This is a genomic window from Pseudomonas syringae pv. tomato str. DC3000 (assembly GCF_000007805.1).
Classification (GTDB): Bacteria; Pseudomonadota; Gammaproteobacteria; order Pseudomonadales; family Pseudomonadaceae; genus Aquipseudomonas; species Aquipseudomonas avellanae.
Genome location: NC_004578.1, coordinates 2,871,864 through 2,894,325, shown reverse-complemented (window position 1 = coordinate 2,894,325; position 22,462 = coordinate 2,871,864). Strand labels below are relative to the sequence as shown.

Sequence of the window (22,462 nt, the reverse complement as noted above, 5' to 3'; positions counted from 1 at the left end):
GAGAAGCCACCGAACCCATTCATCGGCAACAGCGTCGGCCGCCCTTTCGGGTGCTCGTCAGCCGCTGCATGGCGAAATGACCGGTACAGATACCCAAGGAGTGCCCAATGACGCGCAATCATGATGCTGCCGACAGGCCCACAACCCGCCCCCTCAACCATACCGGGCTGCTCAGACTGGCACCGGGCATGTTTGCCCTGGCGATCGGTTGCGCTGTGGTGTCAGCGCTGCTGAGCCTTGTACCGCTGTGGTGCATCTACAAAATCGCGCAGGTCTTGCTGAGCCCCTTGCCTGATGCACATGCGGCATTGGTCTGGGGCCTCTGGGCGTTGGCGGCGGTGCTGCTGCGCTGGTTGATCATGACCCTCAGCCATGTGAGCGCACATCTGGCAGCCTTCGAGCTGCTGCGTCAGTTGCGCAGCCGGATTGCCCGGCATTTGGGCGAAGTGCCACTGAGCTTTTTCAGCCAGCACAGCAGTGCCGACCTGCGTCGCACAATAAGTGACGATGTCGGTGCGCTTGAAGGGTTCTTCGCTCACTCGCTGCCCGACTCTATTTCAGCCGCAATCATGCCGCCGCTGACCCTGGCGGTGCTGTTCATCATTGACTGGCGGCTGGCACTGGCCTGTATCGCCCCGCTGCCGCTGGCGTTTCTTGCACAGATGCTGATGGTGAAGGGCTCGGCCGAGCGCATGGCGCAGTGGCAAGGCATGCAGCAACGTATTTCACAAAGTTTCAGCGAGTATCTGCAAGGCATTCAGGTGGTGAAAAGCTTCGGCCTGACCAGCCTGCGCTTCGGCTCGCTGAGCAACGACATACGCGGTGCGGCAGAGTGGGTGGCCGGGTTTGCCCGCAAGAGTTCGCTGTTCTGGGTGGTGTTCTCAGGGCTGCTGAGCGCCAGCCTGATGATCGTTGCACCGTTGGGCGCCTGGTTGCTGCTCAACGGCACTGTCACGCTGGAAACCCTGCTGTTGTTTCTGCTGCTGGCACCTGCCGCCCTGATGCCCTTGTTGCGCCTGACCTACATGCTCGGCGATCAGGTGCAGCGTAATGCAGCGCTGGCGAGGATCAACAGCGTGCTGCTCAGCCTGCCGCTGAGCGACAACGCCGATGCGCAAAGCCCTGATGCCCCGCTGGACCTGTGCCTGGAAAACGTCTGCCACGGCTATGGCGAAAGACAGGCGCTGGATCACGTCAGTTTCACTGCCCAGGCAGGTCAGTTGACCGCCCTGGTCGGCCCCAGCGGTTCGGGCAAAAGTACCTTGGCGCAACTGGTCAGCCGGTTGTTCGACGCCGACAGCGGCAGCATCACCCTGGGTGGCACCGAGCTGCGCGACTGGCCACTGCAGGCCCTGCTTGATCGGGTCGCGACGGTGTTTCAGCACGTGCACCTGTTTGACGGATCGGTGCTCGACAACCTGCGCCTGGCAAACCCCGACGCCGATCAGGCGAGTGTCGAAGCCGCAGCACGTGCCGCGTGCGCCCATGATTTTATCGAACGCCTGCCGCAGGGTTATCACACAGCCATTGGCGAAGCCGGCGCGCAACTGTCCGGCGGCGAGCGCCAGCGCCTGTCTATAGCCCGCGCCTTGCTGAAAAACGCCCCCGTGCTGATCCTCGATGAAGCCACGGCCTACGCCGACAGCGAAAACGAGGTGCTGATCCAGCAGGCGCTGGCCAATCTGTGCCGGGGCCGAACCGTCCTGATGATTGCCCATCGCCTGCACACCGTCATCGACGCGCAACGCATCGTCGTCCTCGATCAGGGCCGGGTGCTCGGCATCGGCCGCCATGAGCAGTTGCTCGAAAACTGCGAGCTGTATCAACAACTCTGGCAAGACCACACCCGCATTCGCCAATGGCAACTGAGCAGTGGAGAACCCGCATGATTTCCAGTCTGATGCGCGCGGGCGAACGCCTCGCAGGGCAACGCGATCCACGCCTGAGCCAAGGCTTGCGCCTGGCAGTCCTTGAAGGTCTGTTGAGCGCAGCGCCGTACCTGCTGCTGTACTGGCTGCTGGCGAGCCTGTTCGACAATACGCTGCAGGGCTGGAGCCTGATCTGGCTGGCGCTGGGCATGCTTGCCTGTTTGATCGGGCGAATTGTCGTCGGCGCCCTCGGCACACCGCTGATATTCACCGGTGCCTACGCAATGATGGCAAATGCCCGCCTGCGTCTGGTCGACCATTTACAAAAGCTGCCGCTCGGCTGGTTCGCGACTGCCCACAGCGGTGAAATCAGCGCTCAAGTCACCAGTGATCTGGCCATGGTCGAGCACCTGTGGTCGCACTTTCTCGGTGTGTTCGCGCTGTCGCTGGCTGAACTGACGTTTATTCTGCTTCTGCTGTTCTGGCTCGAACCCCTCCTCGCCTGCACGGTGTTGGTCACGTTGCCGCTTGCAGCGCTGGCAATCTACGTGGCAATCCGCAAAACGCTGCTGCACGCCGACCCTATGCTCGCGACCAGCAACCGCACTCAGGCAGCGCTGCAGGAATACATTCAGGGCATTGCAGTGATCCGCAGCTTCGGCCGTTTCGGCAGTGCCCTGAAGCGCTTGAATCGAGCGCTGGACGAGCAACACCGGGCCATGGTCAGTATCGAACTGAAACCGGCAGCATGGGTCGCCCTGTTCGGTCTGGTCATCGAGGCCGGTTTCATCCTCATGGTGCTGCTGGGCTGCAACCTGCTGCTCAACGGACAGATGAGCATTCAGCACCTGATGATCTTCACCGTGCTGGCCTGGCCGCTGTATCGCAAGGCCATCGATCTGGGGTTTTCCATTCTGTTGCTGCGCTTCGGCCACCGCGCGCTGTCGCGCACCGAGCAGTTGCTCGACCAGCAACCGATGCCCGAGCCGGCGCAGCCACGCAGCCCCGGACATTTCGATATCGACCTCAAAGAGGTGTGTTTTAGCTATGCCGGACGCGAAGCGCCGGTTATCGAAGGGCTTTCGTGCCATCTGGCCGCTGGCACCCTGACTGCACTGGTCGGCCCCAGCGGCGCGGGGAAAAGCACCCTGGCGCAGCTGGTCGCCCGCCTGTGGGACATCGACAGCGGTCAGTTACAGATTGGCGGCATCGAGGCGCGAGACATCGGCAGTGATCACCTGCAAAAGCACATATCGATGGTCTTTCAGGACGTCACCCTGTTCTCCGGCACGGTGCTCGACAACCTGCTGGTCGGCAAGCCCGACGCCAGCGAGCAGGAGGTCATTCACGCTGCACGTCTGGCCCATGCTCACACGTTCATTGAGGCGCTGCCCGACGGCTATGCCACGCGCATCGGCGAAGGCGGCGGCTGGCTGTCGGGCGGTGAACGGCAACGCCTTTCCATCGCCCGTGCGCTGCTGAAAAACAGCCCGATCCTGCTGCTCGACGAAGCCACCTCAAGCGTCGATCCGTCTTCGGAAGCCGCCATTCAGCGGGGCCTTGATGCGCTGGTACGTGATCGCACGGTACTGGTCATCGCCCATCGCCTGCACAACATCCAGCACGCCGACCAGATTCTGGTCATGGATCGCGGACGCATCGTGGAACAGGGCCGCCACGATGAACTGTTGGCGCAGCAAGGGCTGTACGCCCGCTTGTGGAACCGCCAGAGCCAGGCTCGGAACTGGCATCTGCACACCTGAACCCCCTGGGCCGCGCCATCCTGAGCGCGGCACGAGTACTTGTCTGGATGGAGTCTCACCATGTACACATCGACCAGAAAAGCCTCGACTGCTCGCGGTACGCCACCTCAAGCTTTCGACCCCGCCCTGCTGGGCGAGGACATCGCCAGGCAACTGCGTCTGTCCCCGGAGCAGCTGGCGGATGACGCCAACCTGTTGAAGCTGGGCATGGACTCGATGCACCTGATGGCCTGGCTCAACCGGTTTCGCCGTCTGGGTTTCAAAGTGACCCTCAGCGACCTCTATGACCAGCCGACACTGCAGGGCTGGCAGCAACTGCTGAGCAGCGCGCCCGTTCAAGTCAACAGCGCCGAGGTCGCCAGCAACGACGAGCCGCTTGCGCTCATGAGCGACGGCCAGCCGTTCGCCCTGACCAGTGTGCAGCATGCTTATCTAGTGGGGCGTTCCAGTGAACAGCCGCTGGGTGGCGTGGGTTGTCATCTTTATCAGGAATTCGACGGTCGCGGCCTGACACCACAGGTGCTGGAAGCCGCCATCTATCAGTTGATCGAACGGCATCCGATGCTCAAGACGCGCTTTCTGGCCGACGGCCGTCAACAGTGGCAAGCGCATTCGACCTGGCCGGGCCTCAAGGTTCATGACCTGCGCGATAGCGATGACACGCTTCGCCAGCAGCGCCTGGGGGACCTGCGCGAACAGCTGGGCCATCGTCGCCTTGACGTCGAAAACGGCGAAACCTTCGACTTCCAGCTGTGCCTGTTGCCCGACGGTGGAAACCGGCTGTTGGTCAACATTGATCTGCTGGTTGCCGACGCAGCCAGCTTCAATCAGTTGTTCGAAGAACTGATCGCGTTGATCGAAGACCGGCCGTTGCCGCCGTCGCCTGTCGATTACGATTTCTGCAGTTACCTGACGCAGGTAAGGCGCAATGATCAGGCCCGCGTCGAGAAGGCCAAAGCCTGGTGGCTGGCACGTCTGGACGACCTGCCACTGGCACCGATTCTGCCGCTGGCGCAAGACCCTGAGCGCATCGCGCAGGTTCGCATCAGCCGCCGTCGCGGACAACTGGACGCAGCGCAATGGCAGGCATTCAAGGACCACGCCGGAACCGCTGGCGTTACGCCGACCATGGCGCTGGCCACGCTGTTCAGTGCAGTGCTGGGTCGCTGGAGCGGGCAACAGTCGCTGCTGCTTAACCTCACCCTGTTTGACCGCCAGCCGCTGAACCCGGCAGTCGCCAGCATGATCGCCGATTTCACCAATATTCTCGCGTTGCCAGTGAGCTGCTGCGGGCAAGCCTTCGCAGAGTTGGCGCAAGCCAATCAGCAGTCGTTTGCCGAAGTTCACGAACACAGTGCGTGGTCGGGGGTCGAGGTGCTGCGCGAATTGAAGAAACGCCAGCGCCACCCGCACGGTGCGCCGCTGGTGTTCACCAGCAATCTGGGCCGCCCGCTGTTTGGCGAAGCCGCAGAGAACACGCTGGGCGCACCCGGCTGGGGCATTTCCCAGACGCCGCAGGTGTGGATCGACCACCTGGCGTTCGAGCATCAGGGGCAGGTCTATCTGCAGTGGGACAGCAATAACCAGTTGTTCCCCGAGGGGCTGACCGACACCTTGTTCGACGTCTATTTCGAACACGTGCTGGCGCTGGTCGCAGACCCCGCGCACTGGTCACACCCCTTGCCCGACCTGATGCCTTCCGCCCAGCGAGCCGTCCGCGAACAGGTCAATGCCACCGCCCGGGCCATTCCTGACGGGCTGCTGCACGACGCCGTTTTCCTCCAGGCCGAACGCACCCCGCAAGCCACCGCACTGATTCAGGACCAGCGCCGTCTGAGCTTCGCCCAACTGGCCGATCAGGCCAGTCGCCTGGCCGGCTGCCTGCAAGCCCTGGGTGTCACAGCGGGCGACACCGTGGCGGTCAGCATGACCAAGGACATCGGCCAGATTGTCAGTGTGCTGGGCATTCTCAAGGCTGGTGCGATCTATGTGCCCGTACCGCCGGACCAGCCATTGGCGCGGCGTATCGGCATTTATCAGGGTGCGCAGGTGAAATGCGTGCTGACCAGCGCCGATGAGCCTGAAGAGCACGACATCGGCACGGTCCTGACCTGGCAGCAGGCAATCCTCAGCGAACCGCTTCAGCACCAGGTCCCGGTCAGCGCACAGCAACCGGCCTATATCATCTACACCTCAGGCTCGACCGGTGAACCCAAGGGCGTGGTGATCAGCCATCAAAGCGCCTTGAACACCTGCGTGGACATCAGCCAGCGCCACGCCGTGAGCCCCGAAGATCGTGTGCTGGCGCTGTCGGCGCTGCATTTTGACCTGTCGGTGTATGACATCTTCGGAGTGCTCGGCGCAGGCGCTTCGCTGGTGCTGGTCAACGACCGGCAACGTCGCGACCCGGCGCTGTGGTGCAGGCTGATCGATGAACACGGCATTACCCTATGGAACAGCGTACCTGCCCTGCTGGACATGTTGCTGACCTACAGCGAAGGCTTTGATCTGCACAGCCCGGCGAGCCTGAGGCTGGTGATGCTGTCCGGCGACTGGATCGGCCTGGACCTGCCGGGGCGCTATCACCAGTACCGCAGCGATGGTCGGTTTGTCGCCATGGGCGGTGCGACGGAAGCGGCCATCTGGTCCAACACCTGCACCGTGAGCCGGGTTGAGCCGCACTGGCGCTCGATCCCCTACGGCACGCCGCTGACCAACCAGCGTTATCGCGTGGTTGACGAAACAGGACGCGATTGCCCGGACTGGGTCGCCGGCGAGCTGTGGATCGGCGGCGCAGGTGTTGCACACGGCTATTTCAACGATGCCGAACGCAGCGCCCGGCAGTTCGTCGAAGTGGCCGGTGAACGCTGGTATCGCACCGGCGACATGGGCTGTTACTGGCCGGACGGAACGCTGGAATTCCTCGGCCGTCGTGACAAGCAGGTCAAGGTCGGTGGCTACCGCATCGAACTGGGTGAAATCGACGCAGCCTTGAACCGCCTGGAAGGTGTCAAGGCAGCCATCAGCATGGCACCGGGCGAACGGGAAAAAAGCCTGGTGGCTTTTGTCGTGCCGCACGGTTCCAGCCTGTGCAGCCGCGTCGAAGCCGACCCGTGCACACCCGCCAGTTACGCCGACTGGCTGACGCCTGTCACTGTCGCGACTGACACAACAGACGGTCTGCTGGCCGATTTCCTGCTTGAGCATCTGGCGTTCAACGGCATACCGTTCAGCCCCTCTCTGACGACCGACCAGGTGTTACAGACCTACGGCAGCGAGGCGCGCTGGCACCCGCTTCTGACGCGCTGGCTGGAGTGGCTCGCAACACAGGATCGCCTGTGCTGCGACGTCGAGGGCGCGTGGCATCTCAATCATTCGAGCACAAAGGCCACGTCGCACGACGTTGCTTGCGATGCACTGACACACGCCCTGCAGGCGCACCACGACGCCCTGCGCGACATACTGTCAGGCAAGCGCAGCCCTCAGACCCTGCTTGAGCATCCGTACTGGGCTCCAGAACAGCTGCTGATGCACGCACCCGGCAGCCGCGAAACGCTCAGTGCACTTGCGACATCGCTGGCGGACCTGAGCAAGCGCTTGCAACGCCCGGTGCGCCTGATCGAAGCCGGTGCCCGCAGCGCTGTCACCGGGGCATTTCTGCTGGGGCGACTTGACGCAGAGCAGTTGCACTACACCGCCCTCGATACGTCACAGGCAATGGTCCTCAAGGCCCGCGAACGCCTCGCAGGTTTTATTCATGGCAGTGCACGCCGCGACACCGACAGCGAGCGCCAGGCGCTTGTTCACAGTGCCGACGTGCTGCTGATCAACAATCAATTACATCGTCTGGATATGCCGCAAGCAGCCTTACAGCAGTGGACGCCACTCTGCGCGCCAGGCGCTGCGGTCTATGTGCTGGAGCTGGCGCAAGCCTCGGCGCTGGCACTGGTCAGCGCCGAGTTGCTCAACGAAGGCCGCAGTGCAGCCGAACAATTGCGTAACAGCGAACACTGGACGGCGCTGCTGATGCAGGCCGGGCTTGGCGCCCCTGAAACGGATCGATCGGGCGCCCTGCAACGCCTGATCCTGCGCGCGCCCGATGTGCTGCAGCGCCCCGACTCTGCCCGGCTTGCCAAGGCGCTGGCCAACGAACTGCCCGGCTACATGATTCCGCAGCGCCTGTATTTTCTCGACGCACTGCCGTTGACCGCCAACGGCAAGATCGATCATCAGGCACTGATGCAGCGGTGCAAACCTGCCGCCACACAAGCCGACCAATGCCAGCCCCCTGAAAACGTCCGCGAACAGGTTCTCGCACAGCTCTGGCAGGAGTTGCTGCAAAGCGGCGCGGTGCACCGCCACAGCCAGTTCTTCCAGCTTGGCGGCGACAGCCTGCTGGCAACCCGCCTGATCGGCGAACTGGCCGGACGTGGCTATCACGCCCGGCTCGACGACCTTTTCAACTTCCCGAGCCTGCACGCCTTCGCGGCGACGCTGGTGGAGCACAATGCTCCGGCAACCGTGCGGCTTGAACACGACCCGGCGGGTCGTTATCAGCCCTTTGCCCTGAGTGAAGTGCAGCAGGCTTATCTGGTCGGGCGTCAGCCAGGATTCGTACTGAGCGGCGTGGGCGCGCATTTCTTTGTCGAGTTCAGCGTCGAACGACTTAATGTCCAGTTGTTTCAAAACGCCTGGCAGCGCCTCATCGAACGTCACGACATTCTGCGTGCTGTGGTCCGTGACGGCATGCTGCAGGTCCTGAAACAGGTCCAGGCCTTCATTCCCCGGCGGCATCGGGTGGCCACGCTGGAGGGCAGCGAAGCCCATGCACTGCGCGAACGGCTTTCCCATCAGGTGCTCGATGCCGGGCAATGGCCACTGTTCGATGCGCAGATCGTCGAAGATGGCAGCCCGCACAGCCGCATTTTCGTCAGCCTCGACAACCTGCTGCTCGACGGCATGAGCATGCAAATACTGTTGGCCGAACTTGAGACGCTGTACCTGCACCCCGAACAGACGCTGGAACCGATCGCTATCGGCTTTCGCGACTACCAGTGCCTGCGCGCCAGCCAGCCGCCCTCGCCCGGCGCTCGGGCGTACTGGCAGCGGCGTATCGACAACCTGCCGCCAGCACCGCGCCTGCCACTGCGCTGCGCCCCAGCCGACGTCGGCATACCACGCTTTGTGCGCCTGGCCGAGCGTCTGCCAGCAGACCGTTGGGAGCGTTTGAAAGCCCAGGCCAATCAGCGCCAGTTGACGCCCTCAGGGCTACTGCTCAGCGCTTTTTCCGCCGTGCTGTCGGCCTGGAGCAGCGCGCCGGAGCTGACCCTCAACCTGACCTTGTTTGACCGTCAGCCGCTGCACACGCATATCGACCGGGTGATGGGCGATTTCACCTCGCTGCTGCTGCTGGCCTGGCACCCCACCGCTGACTGGCTTGGCAGTGCGCAAAATCTACAGCAGCGGCTATGGCGCGATCTGGCCCAGCGCGATCACTCGGCGATCCGGGTCATGCGTGAACTGGCCAGCCGCCATGGCCTGGCTGCCGCGCAGATGCCGGTGGTCTTCACCAGTGCGCTGGGGTTCGACAAGGGCCGCTTCATGGCCCAATCGTCATGGCTCAAACCGGTCTGGGGCATCTCGCAGACGCCGCAGGTCTGGCTGGATCATCAGGTGTATGAGTCCGAAGGTGACCTGTGCCTTAACTGGGACGCGGTCGAGGCGCTGTTCGATCCCGACGTGTTGCGCGCCATGTTCGACCAGTACGTCAGCCTGCTGGAACGGCTGGCCGAAGACCCGCAGGCTTGGGGATTGTCCCTGGCGCAACTGGTTCCCCACGGACATCCTGGCGCTGACGTGGCTCCGTTGCCTCGCCCGCAACCGCTGCCATTACCACTGCCGCACGAGCCCGAACAACAGGCCGATGAACAGCTCGTCGACCAGATCCGGCATGCCTTTCATGAGGTGGTCGGCCTGAAACTGCAGGACTGTCGGCAGAACTTCTTCGACGCAGGCGCCAGTTCGTTGAAACTGGTGCAGTTGCACGTGAAGCTGACCCAGCAGGGCCATCGGCAGTTGCAGGCCACTGACCTGTTCGGCTACCCGAATGCCCGCGCACTGGCGCGGCACTTGAGCCAGACGCAACCGGCAAACGACACGCGGGACCAACCCCGACAGGCGCAACTGACGCAAAGAAACGCCAGAAGATTACGGCGCAACGGAGGTGGCTCATGAGCCGCTACCTGCCTTATTGGTGTTACTACCTGCATCAGGGCATGCTCACCGCGCTTATTTTGCAGGGTGTGGTCGGTTATTTCCGCCATCAAGGGCTGGATCTGGCCAGCCTCAGCCTGCTGTCGCTGACATTCCTGCCCTGGATAGGCAAGTTTCTCTGGGCACCCTGGTGCGAGCGCCACAGCCTTAGACTGCGCGGCAATCACTACTTGGGCAGCCTGGTGCTGCTGCAACTGTGCATGGCGCTGACGCTGCTGGCGATCGGCTTTCTTGCCCCGGAGCACTCGCTCTATCCGATCATGGCCGGGCTGATGCTGCTGGCGCTGTTATCCGCCAGCCATGACATCTATGCCGATGGCATCACGATCACCACCTGCGACGCCGCCAGCCGTCCGTTCGCCAACACCGCACAAGTGGGTGGCAGCTACCTGGGGATCGTGTTCGGCTCGCTGGTGTTCCTGTTTCTGGCCGAGCACTGGGGCTGGCGCACCGGTTTCATCGGTATGGCGACAGTCTCGTTGCTACTGCTGCTGCCGGTCGGGTTGCTGCCGGCCAGCAACAGCATCGACGAACCGGCAGTCAAGCCAAAGCTGGACCGCAGCAGCTTTACCGCGTTGTGGCCCGCCCTGTGCCTGACAGCCATTTACTACCTCGCCATGCGCGGCCTGATGGCCATACAAACCGTGTTGTTGATGGACAACGGAATGAGCCTTGCCCAACTGGGTCTGGCTTCGACGCTGTACAGCACGGTGGCCAGTGCCATCGGCGTGCTGCTCGGCGGCTGGATGGCCAGACGCTTCGGTGCCTGGCGCTGCCTGCTGCCGGCCATGCTGCTGCACGCGCTCATCGCCCTGGCGGCCGCGCTTGGCGCACGCGTCTACGACCTTGCCGCCTGGCTGGTGGTGTTCAGCCTGGTCAACATCGCCGCCGCGATCGGCTTCGTCACCCTTTACAACCTGCTTATGGGCGTGGTCCGCCCGCACCAGCCCGCCTCGGATTACGCCTTGCTGCAATCGGTCGATGCCGCCATTGCCATGCTGGCGTCGATAGCCGCCCTGCAATCGGCCCACTACCTGGGCTACCCGCCACTGCTCGCGGTACTGGCGAGCATTGCCTTTATCTGTCTGTGGCCCGCGTGGCGCCTGTGTCGCCATCTTGAGCGCGCCACGCCCGCCAGCCCGTCATTCACGCCTGCCCACGAGGTCATCCATGCCCACCTTTGAACACACCTACGGCGCCAGCGAGCCCATTGCGGTCATCGGCCTGGCCTGCCGCTTCCCCGGTGCCCGCGACAGCACCGAGTATTGGCAAAACCTGCTGGCCGGTCGCGAGTGCAGCCGTCACTTCAGCCGTGAAGAACTGCTCGCCGCAGGGCTGTCAGCAGAGCTGATCGACAACCCGGACTTCGTCAATGTGGCAGCAATCATCGACGACCCTGACCGCTTTGACGCGGCTCTGTTCGGTTACTCGCGTCAGGAAGCCGAATCCATCGACCCGCAGCAGCGGCTGTTCCTGCAGACCGTCTGGCACGCGCTGGAACACGCCGGTTTCGCGCCTCGCGACGTGGCGCACAAAACCGGTGTGTTTGCCTCGGGGCGCATGAGCACTTATCCGGGGCGAGACGCTATTCGCGTCACCGAAGTGGCGCAGGTCAAGGGCTTGCAGGCGCTGATGGGCAACGACAAGGATTACCTGGCCAGCCGCGCCGCCTACAAACTTAACCTGCGCGGCCCGGCCATGAGCGTGCAGACCGCCTGCTCAAGTTCGCTGGTGGCGGTGCACATGGCCTGCGAAAGCCTGCGCAGTGGCGAGTGCGAAATGGCCGTGGCAGGCGGCGTGGCGGTGTCGTTTCCGCAGCATGCCGGTTACCTGTACCAGCCGGGGATGATTTTCTCACCCGACGGTCGCTGCCGCCCGTTTGACGCCAGTGCCCAGGGCACCTTTGCCGGTAACGGCGTCGGGGCCGTGACCCTGCGTCGCCTGGAGGACGCCTTGCGCGACGGCGACCCGGTATTGGCCGTGTTGCGCGGCAGCGCGATCAATAACGACGGTCATCACAAGGTCGGCTACACAGCGCCCTCGGTGATCGGTCAGCGTGAAGTCATCCAGGATGCGCTGCTGCTGGCCGACATCGATTGCGCCAGCATCGGCATGCTCGAAGCGCATGGTACCGGCACGCCACTGGGCGACCCCATCGAGGTTCAGGCACTGCGTGATGCCTTCGCACACCGCACGGACATCGGTGGCTGCGCGCTGGGCTCGGTGAAGGGCAACCTCGGCCACCTGGACACCGCCGCAGGCATCGCCAGCCTGATCAAGACCGTTCTGGCGGTCAGCCACGGGCGCATTCCGCCCAGCATCAATGTCGAGCGGATCAACCCGGCGCTGCAACTGGAACAGAGCCCGTTTTACGTTCCGATCCAGGACCGTTCATGGCCGGCCGGACCACGCCGCGCCGGTGTGTCGTCATTCGGCATTGGTGGCACCAACTGCCACGTGATTGTCGAGGCGCTGCCCGACGCATTGCGCAGCTCAGGCCCGGTCGCGCAGGCCAGTGCCCTGCTACTCAGTGCTGCCAGCCAGCACTCGTTGCGCCAACTGGCGGGCCGTTACGCTGAACGCCTGCACGCAGCAGACGCTGCCGCCGATCTTGCACACACCGCGTTACAGGCCCGGCAACTGGACCTGCCGTTTCGTCTGGCGGTGCCGTTGCACGAAGAAACCGCCCCGGCGCTGCAGGCGTTTGCCCAAGGCGGCAGCGATGCCTTGCTGTATCAGGGACAGGCAAGCCAGGGCGCGCAGCTATGGCTATGCAGCGGACAAGGCAGCCAGTGGGCCGGAATGGGCAAAAGCCTCTACGGTCAGTCGAAGGCCTTCAGCGAAAGTCTGGACCGCAGCTTTGCAGCCTGTGCCGCGCACCTGCAACCCTCGTTGCAATCGGTCATGTTCGGCGAACATGAAGGGCTGATCGACCGCATGGATTACGCGCAGCCGGCCATCGTCGCCTTTGAAGTGGCGATGGCGGCTCACTGGCGCGAAGCGGGCCTGAGCCCGGACCTGTTGATCGGCCATTCGGTGGGTGAATTCGCTGCCGTGGTCATCGCCGGGATCTATCGACTGGAAGACATTCTGCCGCTGGTGATCATCCGCGGCCGGCTGATGAATCAGTGCGCAGCGCAAGGCTCGATGCTCGCGGTGTTCTGCGACGCGGCAACGCTGCAGCCTCTGGCGCTTGAACACGGCGTGGAAATCGCCGTGCATAACGCAGCGCAGCATCTGGTGGCCTCCGGTGAACGCCACGCCATCCGCGCACTGGCGCAAACGCTGCAACAGCGAAACCTGCGGCATAACCACCTGAGCGTGGCCGGCGCGGCGCACTCGCGCTTGCTGGACCCGATTCTCGATGAATTCCAAAAAGCCAGTGCAGCTTTGCGCCCGGCCCAGGCGAAAATACCGCTGATCTCGACCCTGACTGGCCAACCGCTGAGCCATGCCGAGCTTGAGCGCGGCGATTACTGGCGCAGGCACCTGCGTCAACCGGTGCGCTATCACCAGGCACTGACTCACGCCTTGCAAACCGGCGTGACGATCGCGCTGGAACTGGGTGCCGATGCACCATTGACCGGCATCGGCACGCGCCTGGAACACGCCGGCGTGCACTGGATCGCCAGTGCACGCCGCCATAAACCGGCTACCACCGTCTTGCAGGACAGCCTGCTGCGCCTGTTCGCCGCCGGCGCCGCCTTGCCCTGGCGCACCCTGTTACCCTCGGTCGGCAAGCGCATCCATGCCCCGCTGTATGTTTTCGACGAGCAGCGCTACTGGTGCGATGCGTCACAGCAGCCGAGCACGCAAGCACAGGACCTGTTGCTGGAGGCCGGTCGCAAGGTCGTGTTGCAGGAAGGCGCCAATCTGGACCTGCCACGTCTGGAGCGCCTGTATCACTGCGTGACCCAACTGCATGCCATCTACGTTGACCAGATGGTTCGTCAGTGTGTGCCCGAGAGCATCGATCAGGGTGCCGAACCGCTGAGTATCCTGCGTGGGGGCCGGTTGCTGCCGCGCCATCGGCAACTGCTTGTGCGCCTGCTCAATGCCTGTGTCGAGGATGGCTATTACACCCTAGAACACGGCCGTTACCGCAGCGCCCGGCCCATCCCCTATGAACAACGCCCGGCATTGCTGACTGAGCTGCGCAGTTGCTGTGAAGGGCTGGACGTGATCGCTGACACCGTCGAGCGGGCGGGAGAGCAACTCTTCGCCATGATGAGCGGTGCGGTAGAGCCGGTGTCGGTGATCTTCCCGCAAAGCACCTCCAGCGGTGTTGAAGTGCTGTATCAGCAATTCAGCTTCGGCCGCTATTTCAATCAGATCGCAGCAGGTGTGATCACCGGTCTGATCCAGGCACATCAGCACTCCGGACACGGGCCGCTGCGCATTCTGGAAGTCGGGGGCGGCACCGGTGGCACCACCGCCTGGCTGCTCCCGGAACTGCGCAACGTCGCCGATGTGCGTTATTGCTTCACGGACATTTCCGCGCTGTTCAGCCGCCGCGCCGAAGACAAGTTCAGCGAGTACGATTTTGTCGAGTATGCTCAGTTCGACCTGCAAAAACCCGCCAGCGAGCAGGGTTTCCAGGCCGGGCACTACGACCTGATCGTAGCCGCCAACGTGATCCACGCCACCCAGCACGTGGGCCAGACCCTGCACAACCTGCGCCCGTTGCTCAAGCCGGGCGGCGCGCTATTGATGCGCGAGATTACCCGTCCGATGCGCCTGTTCGATTTTGTCTTCGGTCCGTTGGTATTGCCGCTGCATGACGAGCAAGCGCGCGGCGGCGAACTGTTCCTGTCCACCGCACACTGGCAGCAACAATGCCTGGAAAGCGGCTTTGAACGCCTCGACTGGCTGCCCGACGATGGCAGTGCCACCGCCGGTATCAGCGAACACATCCTGCTGGCACGCACCCAGGCAGCCAACGTTGCGCCAGCCCTGCTCACTGCCGGGCACGACAGCGGCAGCGCGGTGCTGGGCAGGCAACTGGGCGAACACCTTTACCAGCCCGACTGGACAGATTGCGCAGGCCAGCCGCAACGCTGGAAGACACGCTTGCAGGAAGCCTGCGAACAACTGGCCGCACGCCACGGCGATGCTCGCCGCCCTCCCGTATTTAGCCGCGTTGTGCCGTTACCCGAAACCCTGACCGGCCTGGCGCTGCACTGGAGTGCCGAGCCATTTGGAGTGGCCAGCGTCGAGCTCAAGCAGTGCAATGATCAGGGACAATGGCAGCGGCTCGGCAGTGCCGACAACCGTTCCGAGCGCCTCACCACGCTGCCCGCCGCCAACACTGCATCCGGCACCCATTACGTCTGGCAATGGGCGCCAGTGAATGCGCAGGATACCCCGTTGGCAAGGCTGCGCGTCGAGCCGGCCAGCGTCCGGGCGGCATTGGCCGCCGTTGGCGTGGCCCATGACCCAGAGGCTTCGGCGTGCCTGCTGATTGTACAAGGCGGCTCGCTGGCGGAGGTCGCCAGCCAGGTGCTCGATGCAGTGAAGACGGACACCGGGCAGCCTCTGCTGGTGGTCACCCGCAACGCGTGGTCACTGGCTGCCGATCACACGGTAAATCCCGAGCAACGCGCACTGTGGGGCTTGCTGCGGGTTGCCTGCGCCGAACAACCAGAGCGCGCACTGGCTGTCATTGACCTGGATAGCAGCAAGCTCAACGGTAGCGATGACTGGCAGGCGCTGCTGCCGGGCTTGAAGGCGGCGCAAAGCGGTGAACGCTGGATTGCCGTGCGTGACGGCGTCGCGCAGGTGCAGACGCTGAGCGTGCAGCGTCATCAGAGCGCCAGCCTGCCGGCACAAAGCTTCAAGGACACCGGCTGGCACATCGTGACCGGCGCATTCGGCGGCCTGGGTCGCCTGAGCAGCCATTGGCTGGCCGATCAGGGGGCGTCGCGCATCGCCCTGTTCGCGCCGCGCTGCCCGCATGACGGCGAGCAATGGATAGACACCCTGCAACAGCACTACGGCTGTGAAATACGCTGGATGGCCTGTGATATCAGTGATCAGGCTGCGCTGGCGGCCTGCATCGACGCGTTGCGGGCCGAGGGCGGCCTGAGCGGCGCGATCCACAGTGCCGGCTTGCTGGACGACACGCCGCTGAGCAACCTCGACGCCGCGCGCATGCAGCCACTGCTGCAGGTCAAATGCTCGGCAGCCCGCCAACTGCACACGGCGCTGGCGGATCAAGGTCGCTACCTGTTGCTGTACTCCTCGGCTGCCGCCAGCCTCGGCGCAGCGGGCCAGGGAGCTCATGCGCTGGCCAGTGCCTACCTGGACGGGCTGGCCGAATCGCAAACCGACACCCGCCTGCACACGGTCAGTATCGCGTGGGGCGCCTGGGGCGAAACCGGACGTGCCGCCGAGGATCAACTGCATGCGCGACTGGCACTGGGCGGCATGGGTACGCTGGCAACCGGCGAAGGCTTGTGGCACCTGGAACAGGCAGTCATGCGCAATTCGCCGTGGCGTCTGGCGATGCGTATAGACCCTGAGCGCATCGATCCGCGCCGGCGTCTGCTGACCCGGCACATCGAGCAACCCGCGACGCGCGCGCCGGTAAAAAGCACCCGCCACAGCGATGCGCTCCCGGCACCGACCCTGACCGGTGATCCGCAGGCAGATCAACACGCGCTCAGCCAGTGGTTGAGCGCATCGATCTGCCGTCAGTTGCGCCTGAGCCCTGACGCTGCACCTGCGCACAACCAGGACCTGATGCAACTGGGCCTCGACTCGTTACTGTTCCTTGAGCTGAGCAGCGACATCCAGCGCCAATTGGGCGTTCGTCTGGACGCCGAACAGGCCTATCGCGACCTGAGCATTCGTGGCCTGAGCGCACTGTTGCTGTCCAGCACCGAAAAAGCGCCGCTTGCAGCCCGTGACAATTTCATCGTGCCGCAACCCGATAGCCGCTTCGAGCCTTTCCCGCTAACGCCGATCCAGCACGCTTACTGGCTGGGCCGTACCGACCTGATTGATTACGGCGGCGTGGCCTGCCATGTGCTGTTTGAATGGGACAAAGCTTACGCCGACTTTGACCTGACCCGCTTCGAGCAGGCCTGGAACGCGCTGATCGCCCGTCATGACATGCTGCGCATGGTCATCGACAGTGACGGCCGCCAGCGCATTCTGCAAAACACGCCCTGGTATCGCCTGCCGCGTAACGACCTGCGCGAGTTGCCTGCCGAACAACAGCAGCAACGCCTGCTGGACATTCGTGAAGACATGTCCTATCGCGTATTGCCCACCGACTGCTGGCCGCTGTTCGAAGTCACCGTCAGCGAACTCGACGCCGGTCATTGCCGCCTGCACATGAACCTCGACCTGCTGCTGTTCGACGTGCAGAGCTTCAAGGTGATGATGGACGATCTGGCCAGCGCCTACGCCGGCCAGACACTCAAGCCGCTGGAACTGACCTTCCGCGACTACGTGATGGCTGACCTGGCGCAGCGCGACAGCCTGCAATGGCGACAAGCCTGGCGCTACTGGCAGGACACGCTGGAACAATTGCCTGGCGCCCCGCAGTTGCCGCTCGCGGACAACCCGCCCAAGGGCCAGCCACGTTTCCGCACCGTTCAGGGCAAGCTCGACGCGGCGCAATGGAACCGTTTCAAGGCGCACTGTCAGCACGTGGGTGTGACGGCCTCTGCCGCGCTGCTGGCGTTGTTCGCGCAGACACTGGAAAGCGTCAGCCGTACGCCGGAATTCACCCTGAATCTGACTTACTTCAACCGTCGCCCCCTGCACCCGCAGGTTCAGCAACTGATCGGTGACTTCACGTCAGTGTTGTTGATCGATTTCCAGCTGGGGCGTGGTGACAGCCCAGGCCAGGTCATGGCCAACACGCAGGCCAGGCTCTGGCAGCGTCTGGCACACACTGCCGTGAACGGCGTGGAATTGATGCGTGAACTCGGCCGCCGTCAGGGGCAGACGCGTCAGCCGGCCATGCCGGTGGTGTTCACAAGCATGCTCGGCATGTCGCTGGACGGCAAAGCCATCGACCAGGCCATGACCTCAACCCTCGGCGACCCGGTGCACGTCTTCACTCAGACGCCGCAAGTCTGGCTGGACCATCAAGTGATGGAAATCGACGGCGAGCTGGTGTTCAGTTGGTATTGCATGGAAGACGTACTCGCCGACGGCCTGATCGACAGCCTGTTTCAGAGCTACTGCGACCTGTTACAAACGCTGGCCGACCAACCACAGGGCTTCGACAGTCTGCCCGAGTTGCCGCGCCATGACTGGTCGGTGAACCTGGACGGCGAGCGTTTCGACCCGCAGCGGCTCGAGGCGCAGTTGCGTCGTGAGCCGGGCGTGCAGAGCGCGCGCGTCAGCGTGGATCGCGAAGGTCGCACGCTGCTTGGCGAGTTGGTCAGCCAGTCACCGAGTGCGGTCGATGAAGCGTTGCGCGCCCCGCTGCCGCTGCTGCTGCCGCTGAGCGAGTTGCCGCAACTGAGCGACATGCAACGCCAGGAAGTTGACCTGACCTGGCAGGCACTGGAAAGCCGCGCTCGTGAAGGCATTCTGAGCACCCTGCAAAAACACGGGCTGTTCAGCGGCGCCGGACAGCGTCACGACCTGGCACAGGTGATGACCCGACTGGGCGCGCAGCCGCAATTTGCGGGCTTGTTGCGCCAGTGGCTGGCAATGCTCTGCCAGCAAGGCTGCTTGCAGCAGGACGGCCAGCACTATCAGGCCCTGCCCGCGCAGGCGCTTCAAGCCGCTGGCCAGTTGCTCCCCGACGCCGAGTGGAGCCAGACGCTCGGCACGTACCTGGACGCCTGTATCGAACAGCACGCAGAACTGCTGCGCGGTGATTGTTCGCCGTTGAGCCTGTTGTTCGGTCACAGCGATGCCGTCGTTCAGGCCCTCTACAGCAATAACCCGGTGCTGCACTGCCTGAACAGCGCACTGGCGCAAACTGCCAAAGCGCTGGCGGGCACACGTCGCGATCTGCGGGTGCTGGAAGTCGGTGCTGGCACCGGTGCGACAACCCGGCACCTGTTGCCGATGCTTGAAGAACACTTGAGCGAGTACCGCTTCACTGATGTGTCCAATCTGTTTCTCACCCAGGCCCAGGAGCATTTCGCTGCCTGGCCACAACTGACCTGCTCGATGCTCGACGTCAACCAGCCGGTGGATTTCAGTCAGCACCCGGCACAAGGCTACGACCTGGTCGTGGCGGTCAACGTGATGCACGACGCCGCGCATGTCACACGCTCGCTCAAGCGTCTGCACCGCCTGTTACGCAGCGGCGGGCATTTGCTGTTGCTGGAAGCCACCGAACGCGACAGCGCGCTGCAACTGGCGAGCATCGGCTTTATCGAAGGGCTGAGCAACTTTGAAGACGAGCGCAGTGAAGACGACAAGGCCATGCTCGATCTGCCGCGCTGGCGCACTGCCGTGCAGGCATCGGGGTTCAGTTGGGTCATGAACTGGCCACAGCAGGCCGACGACAGCATGCGTCAGCACTTCATGCTCGCCCGGGCCGAAGGCGTCAGCCATCTGGACCTGGCTGCCGTGGCCGGTCACCTGGAGCCACACCCTGCGCGATGGCCACTGGCATTGCGTCAGGTGGAACAAGTGGTTACAGCGCCTGCGGCCAGACAAAATCCGCAACAGACCTGCGACTCCGGGCCGGCCCGGGAGGTTGATCCGGCATTGCTGGAGGCCGTCTCGCAACTCTGGCAGGAACTGCTCGACCAACCTATCGAGGCCGACAGCGACTTCTTCCTCAGCGGCGGCGACAGTCTGATCGCCACTCGCATGATCGCCCGCCTGAACCGCATGGGGCATTCCGGCAGCAGCCTGCGCAACCTGTTCGACAACCCGCGGCTGAGTGATTTCTGCGCCACCCTGCTCGACCACAGCGTGCAGACCGATGACAACCCGCTGGCGCTGGCCAGAGGGCGTAACACGCTGTCGCTGTTTGTGTTCCATGCCTCGGATGGCGAGGTCAGCGCTTATCTGCCGCTGGCCCAGGCCCTGGACATGCAGGTGTTCGGGCTACAAGCGACGAATGCGCTGGGCAGCGCTTCGCTCAAGGCGCTGGCCGCCCAATACGAACAGGCCATTCGTCGCCAGCAGGCCAGCGGGCCTTACGTGCTGCTGGGCTGGTCGTACGGCACCTTCGTCGCCGAAGAAACCGCGCGTCTGCTGCTGCGCCAGGGTGAGCAGGTACGACTGATTCTTCTAGATCCGGTGTGCCGCGCGGACTTGCGCTTCGATGATCGCCCAGGCTTGTTGCGCCTGATGGCCGAGGGCGCAAAAAGCATCGCCCTGCCTGACGACCTCGAACAATTGCCGGCCGCCGAGCAGTTGAACGTGTTTATGAACAACGCCACGCAGGCCGGCGTGCTGAAAAACCCGCCGCAAGCGCAGCAGGCCGAACAGTGGCTGCAGCGCATCGAGCACCTGATGACACTGCTGGCGCAACACTCGCAACCACGACAACTGGACCTGCCCTGCCTGTGGCTGAGCGCCGAAGGCCGCCCGCAGCACTGGCTGCCCGCCGAGCAGGACTGGCAGGAATGGGCCGCTACGGCGCGCCGCGAATCGATGCCGTGCGATCACTGGCAACTGCTGCTCGACAGCGATCAGGTTCAGCGTACTGCGGCGTCGATCAGCGCCTGGCTGGCCGCCACCCACAAGGAGAGTCATCCATGAAAAGGCCATTGAAGGTGCTGGTTGTCGGGGCCAAGTTCGGGGAGCTGTACCTCAACAGTTTTCTGCTCGAACAGCCCGGTTTGCAGCTGGCCGGGCTGCTGGCCAACGGCAGCCCGCGCGCCAGAGCGCTGGCCAACGCGTTCGGCATCGCGCTGTATACCGATATCGAGCAACTGCCGGACGACCTGGACATTGCCTGCGTGGTGGTGCGCTCGGCAGTGGTCGGCGGGGCCGGTGGGCAATTGACCGAGAGCCTGCTGCGCCGAGGGTTGCATGTCATTCAAGAGCACCCGGTGCACCCGGATGAATTGGTTCGGCATCAGCAACTGGCCACCCGGATGGGCTGCCAGTACATCGTCAACAGCTTCTACCCGCACACCGAGGCGGGCCGCTGCTGGGCCGGCACGGCGCAACGCATCTCGCGGCTGCTGGAGGGCCGCAAGCCCAACCTGGCACAGCTGACCACCAGTCGCCAGTTGCTCTACTCGGGCCTGGACCTGCTGTTTCAGGCGCTCGGCTGCGACCTGGCCAGGCAAGTCAGCGTCAGCCTGCTCGACGGCGACGATGACTTTCATACCCTGTCGCTGAACCTGCCGGACAGCCGCGTACTGCTGCGCCTGCAACGCTGGATGGCGGCCGACGATCCGGACCTGCACAGCCTGGTCATGCACCAGCTCAATCTGGCGTGGCCCAGTGGCTACCTTTCGCTGGACGCCACTTACGGCCCGGTCAACTGGACACCTGCGCTGCACGCCGAGGCCCATGACGACGATCGTCAGACCCTCTACACCAGCAACGCCGACTATCTGCAGCACGCAACCGCGATGCCGCTGCACCCGGCAGCCAGTCACTGGCGTAGCGCCCATGAAATCGAAGGGCCTGCCGGTGTCGGCTGGCTGCTGCAACAACTGCTGGCTGTCCTGCAAGGCCGGCCCCGCGCCGACGGCCTGCAGGCTGATTATCAGTTGGCCGTGGCCAGGCTCTGGCAAGACATCCTGCGCTGCGCCGGACCCGCCGAGCAGCGCATGGCCAGCGCGCCGCTTTTCATTGATGCCGCGCAATTGCGGGCGGAGGGTTGATCGCATGGATGTGGGTATGGATGCAGGTATGTTGCGCCCTTTTCTGCGCGCCGATCAGTGCCAGCCGCATGTGCTGCTGTGCCCGTTTGCCGGGGCCAGCGGTGGCGCCTTTCATCACTGGCGCGAGCTCGACGAGCCGGGCCTGAACCTGACGCTGGCGATCTATCCGGGGCGTGACCAGCGCATGCACGAGCCCTGCCTGCGTCAGGTTCAGCCACTCGCCGACAGCCTTGCCGCAGACATTCAGGCCATGCCGGATGCACAACGCCGCCCCCTGATACTGGCCGGGCACAGCATGGGCGCGCAGGTCGCCTTCGAAACCTGTCTGTTGCTGGAACAGGCCGGTACGCCACCCGCAGGGCTGGTGTTATCGGCCTGCCATGCCCCCCACCTGACTGGTAGGCGCCTGCTCAGCCATCTGGATGACCGGCGCTTCATCGAACAACTGGTTGCCATTGGCGGTGTCAGCGACGCCTTGCTGGCGAATCCGGACCTGCTGGCGTTGTTCATGCCCTTGTTGCGGGCCGATTTCCAAGCCACGGAAAGCTATTACCGCCCGCTGCAGGCAGATCGTCAGCGCTTGCAGACACCGACGCTGTTGCTGCACGGCAGTCACGACCCCGAAGCCGATCAGGAGGAAGTCAGCGCCTGGCGGCAATGGCTGTGCGGCGACTGTCGGCAACAGGTCATGGCCGGCGACCACTTCTACCTGACGCAACGCCCCAGAGCCTTCGCTGCACAGGTCCTGAACTTCATCGAACAGAGCATCAGCCCTTTCCATCCGTAA

The 22,462-nt window shown here is 63.8% G+C and carries 7 protein-coding genes; all 7 read left to right on the top strand.

Going from position 1 to position 22,462, the window contains the following annotated elements; translation table 11 throughout:
• The first annotated feature begins 107 nt into the window (after positions 1–107).
• From PSPTO_RS13465 to PSPTO_RS13435, 7 genes are read left to right on the top strand one after another with little or no spacing between them, the layout of a single operon-like run.
• On the top strand, positions 108–1,889 hold the full coding sequence (locus tag PSPTO_RS13465) for an ABC transporter ATP-binding protein (protein ID WP_005762824.1): 1,782 nt from the start codon (positions 108–110) through the stop codon (positions 1,887–1,889).
• Positions 1,886–3,631, top strand: coding sequence for an ABC transporter ATP-binding protein (locus tag PSPTO_RS13460; protein ID WP_005762826.1), 1,746 nt, complete (start codon positions 1,886–1,888; stop codon positions 3,629–3,631). Before PSPTO_RS13465 ends, PSPTO_RS13460 begins: the two co-directional genes overlap by 4 nt.
• Positions 3,632–3,691: 60 nt before the next feature.
• A complete protein-coding gene (locus PSPTO_RS13455; RefSeq protein ID WP_011104107.1) occupies positions 3,692–9,865 on the top strand; it encodes a non-ribosomal peptide synthetase in 6,174 nt (2,057 codons plus the stop codon).
• On the top strand, positions 9,862–11,088 hold the full coding sequence (locus PSPTO_RS13450) for an MFS transporter (RefSeq protein ID WP_005762833.1): 1,227 nt from the start codon (positions 9,862–9,864) through the stop codon (positions 11,086–11,088). Before PSPTO_RS13455 ends, PSPTO_RS13450 begins: the two co-directional genes overlap by 4 nt.
• Positions 11,075–20,596 (top strand): type I polyketide synthase, encoded by a 9,522-nt coding sequence (locus PSPTO_RS13445; protein WP_011104106.1) that lies wholly within the window; start codon positions 11,075–11,077, stop codon positions 20,594–20,596. Before PSPTO_RS13450 ends, PSPTO_RS13445 begins: the two co-directional genes overlap by 14 nt.
• Positions 20,593–21,675 carry a thiazolinyl imide reductase gene (locus tag PSPTO_RS13440; protein WP_007245945.1) on the top strand — a complete coding sequence of 361 codons (1,083 nt, stop codon included), beginning with the start codon at positions 20,593–20,595 and terminating at the stop codon, positions 21,673–21,675. Before PSPTO_RS13445 ends, PSPTO_RS13440 begins: the two co-directional genes overlap by 4 nt.
• Positions 21,676–21,691: 16 nt before the next feature.
• Positions 21,692–22,462, top strand: a complete 771-nt coding sequence (locus tag PSPTO_RS13435) for a thioesterase II family protein (protein WP_046463300.1) — start codon at positions 21,692–21,694, stop codon at positions 22,460–22,462.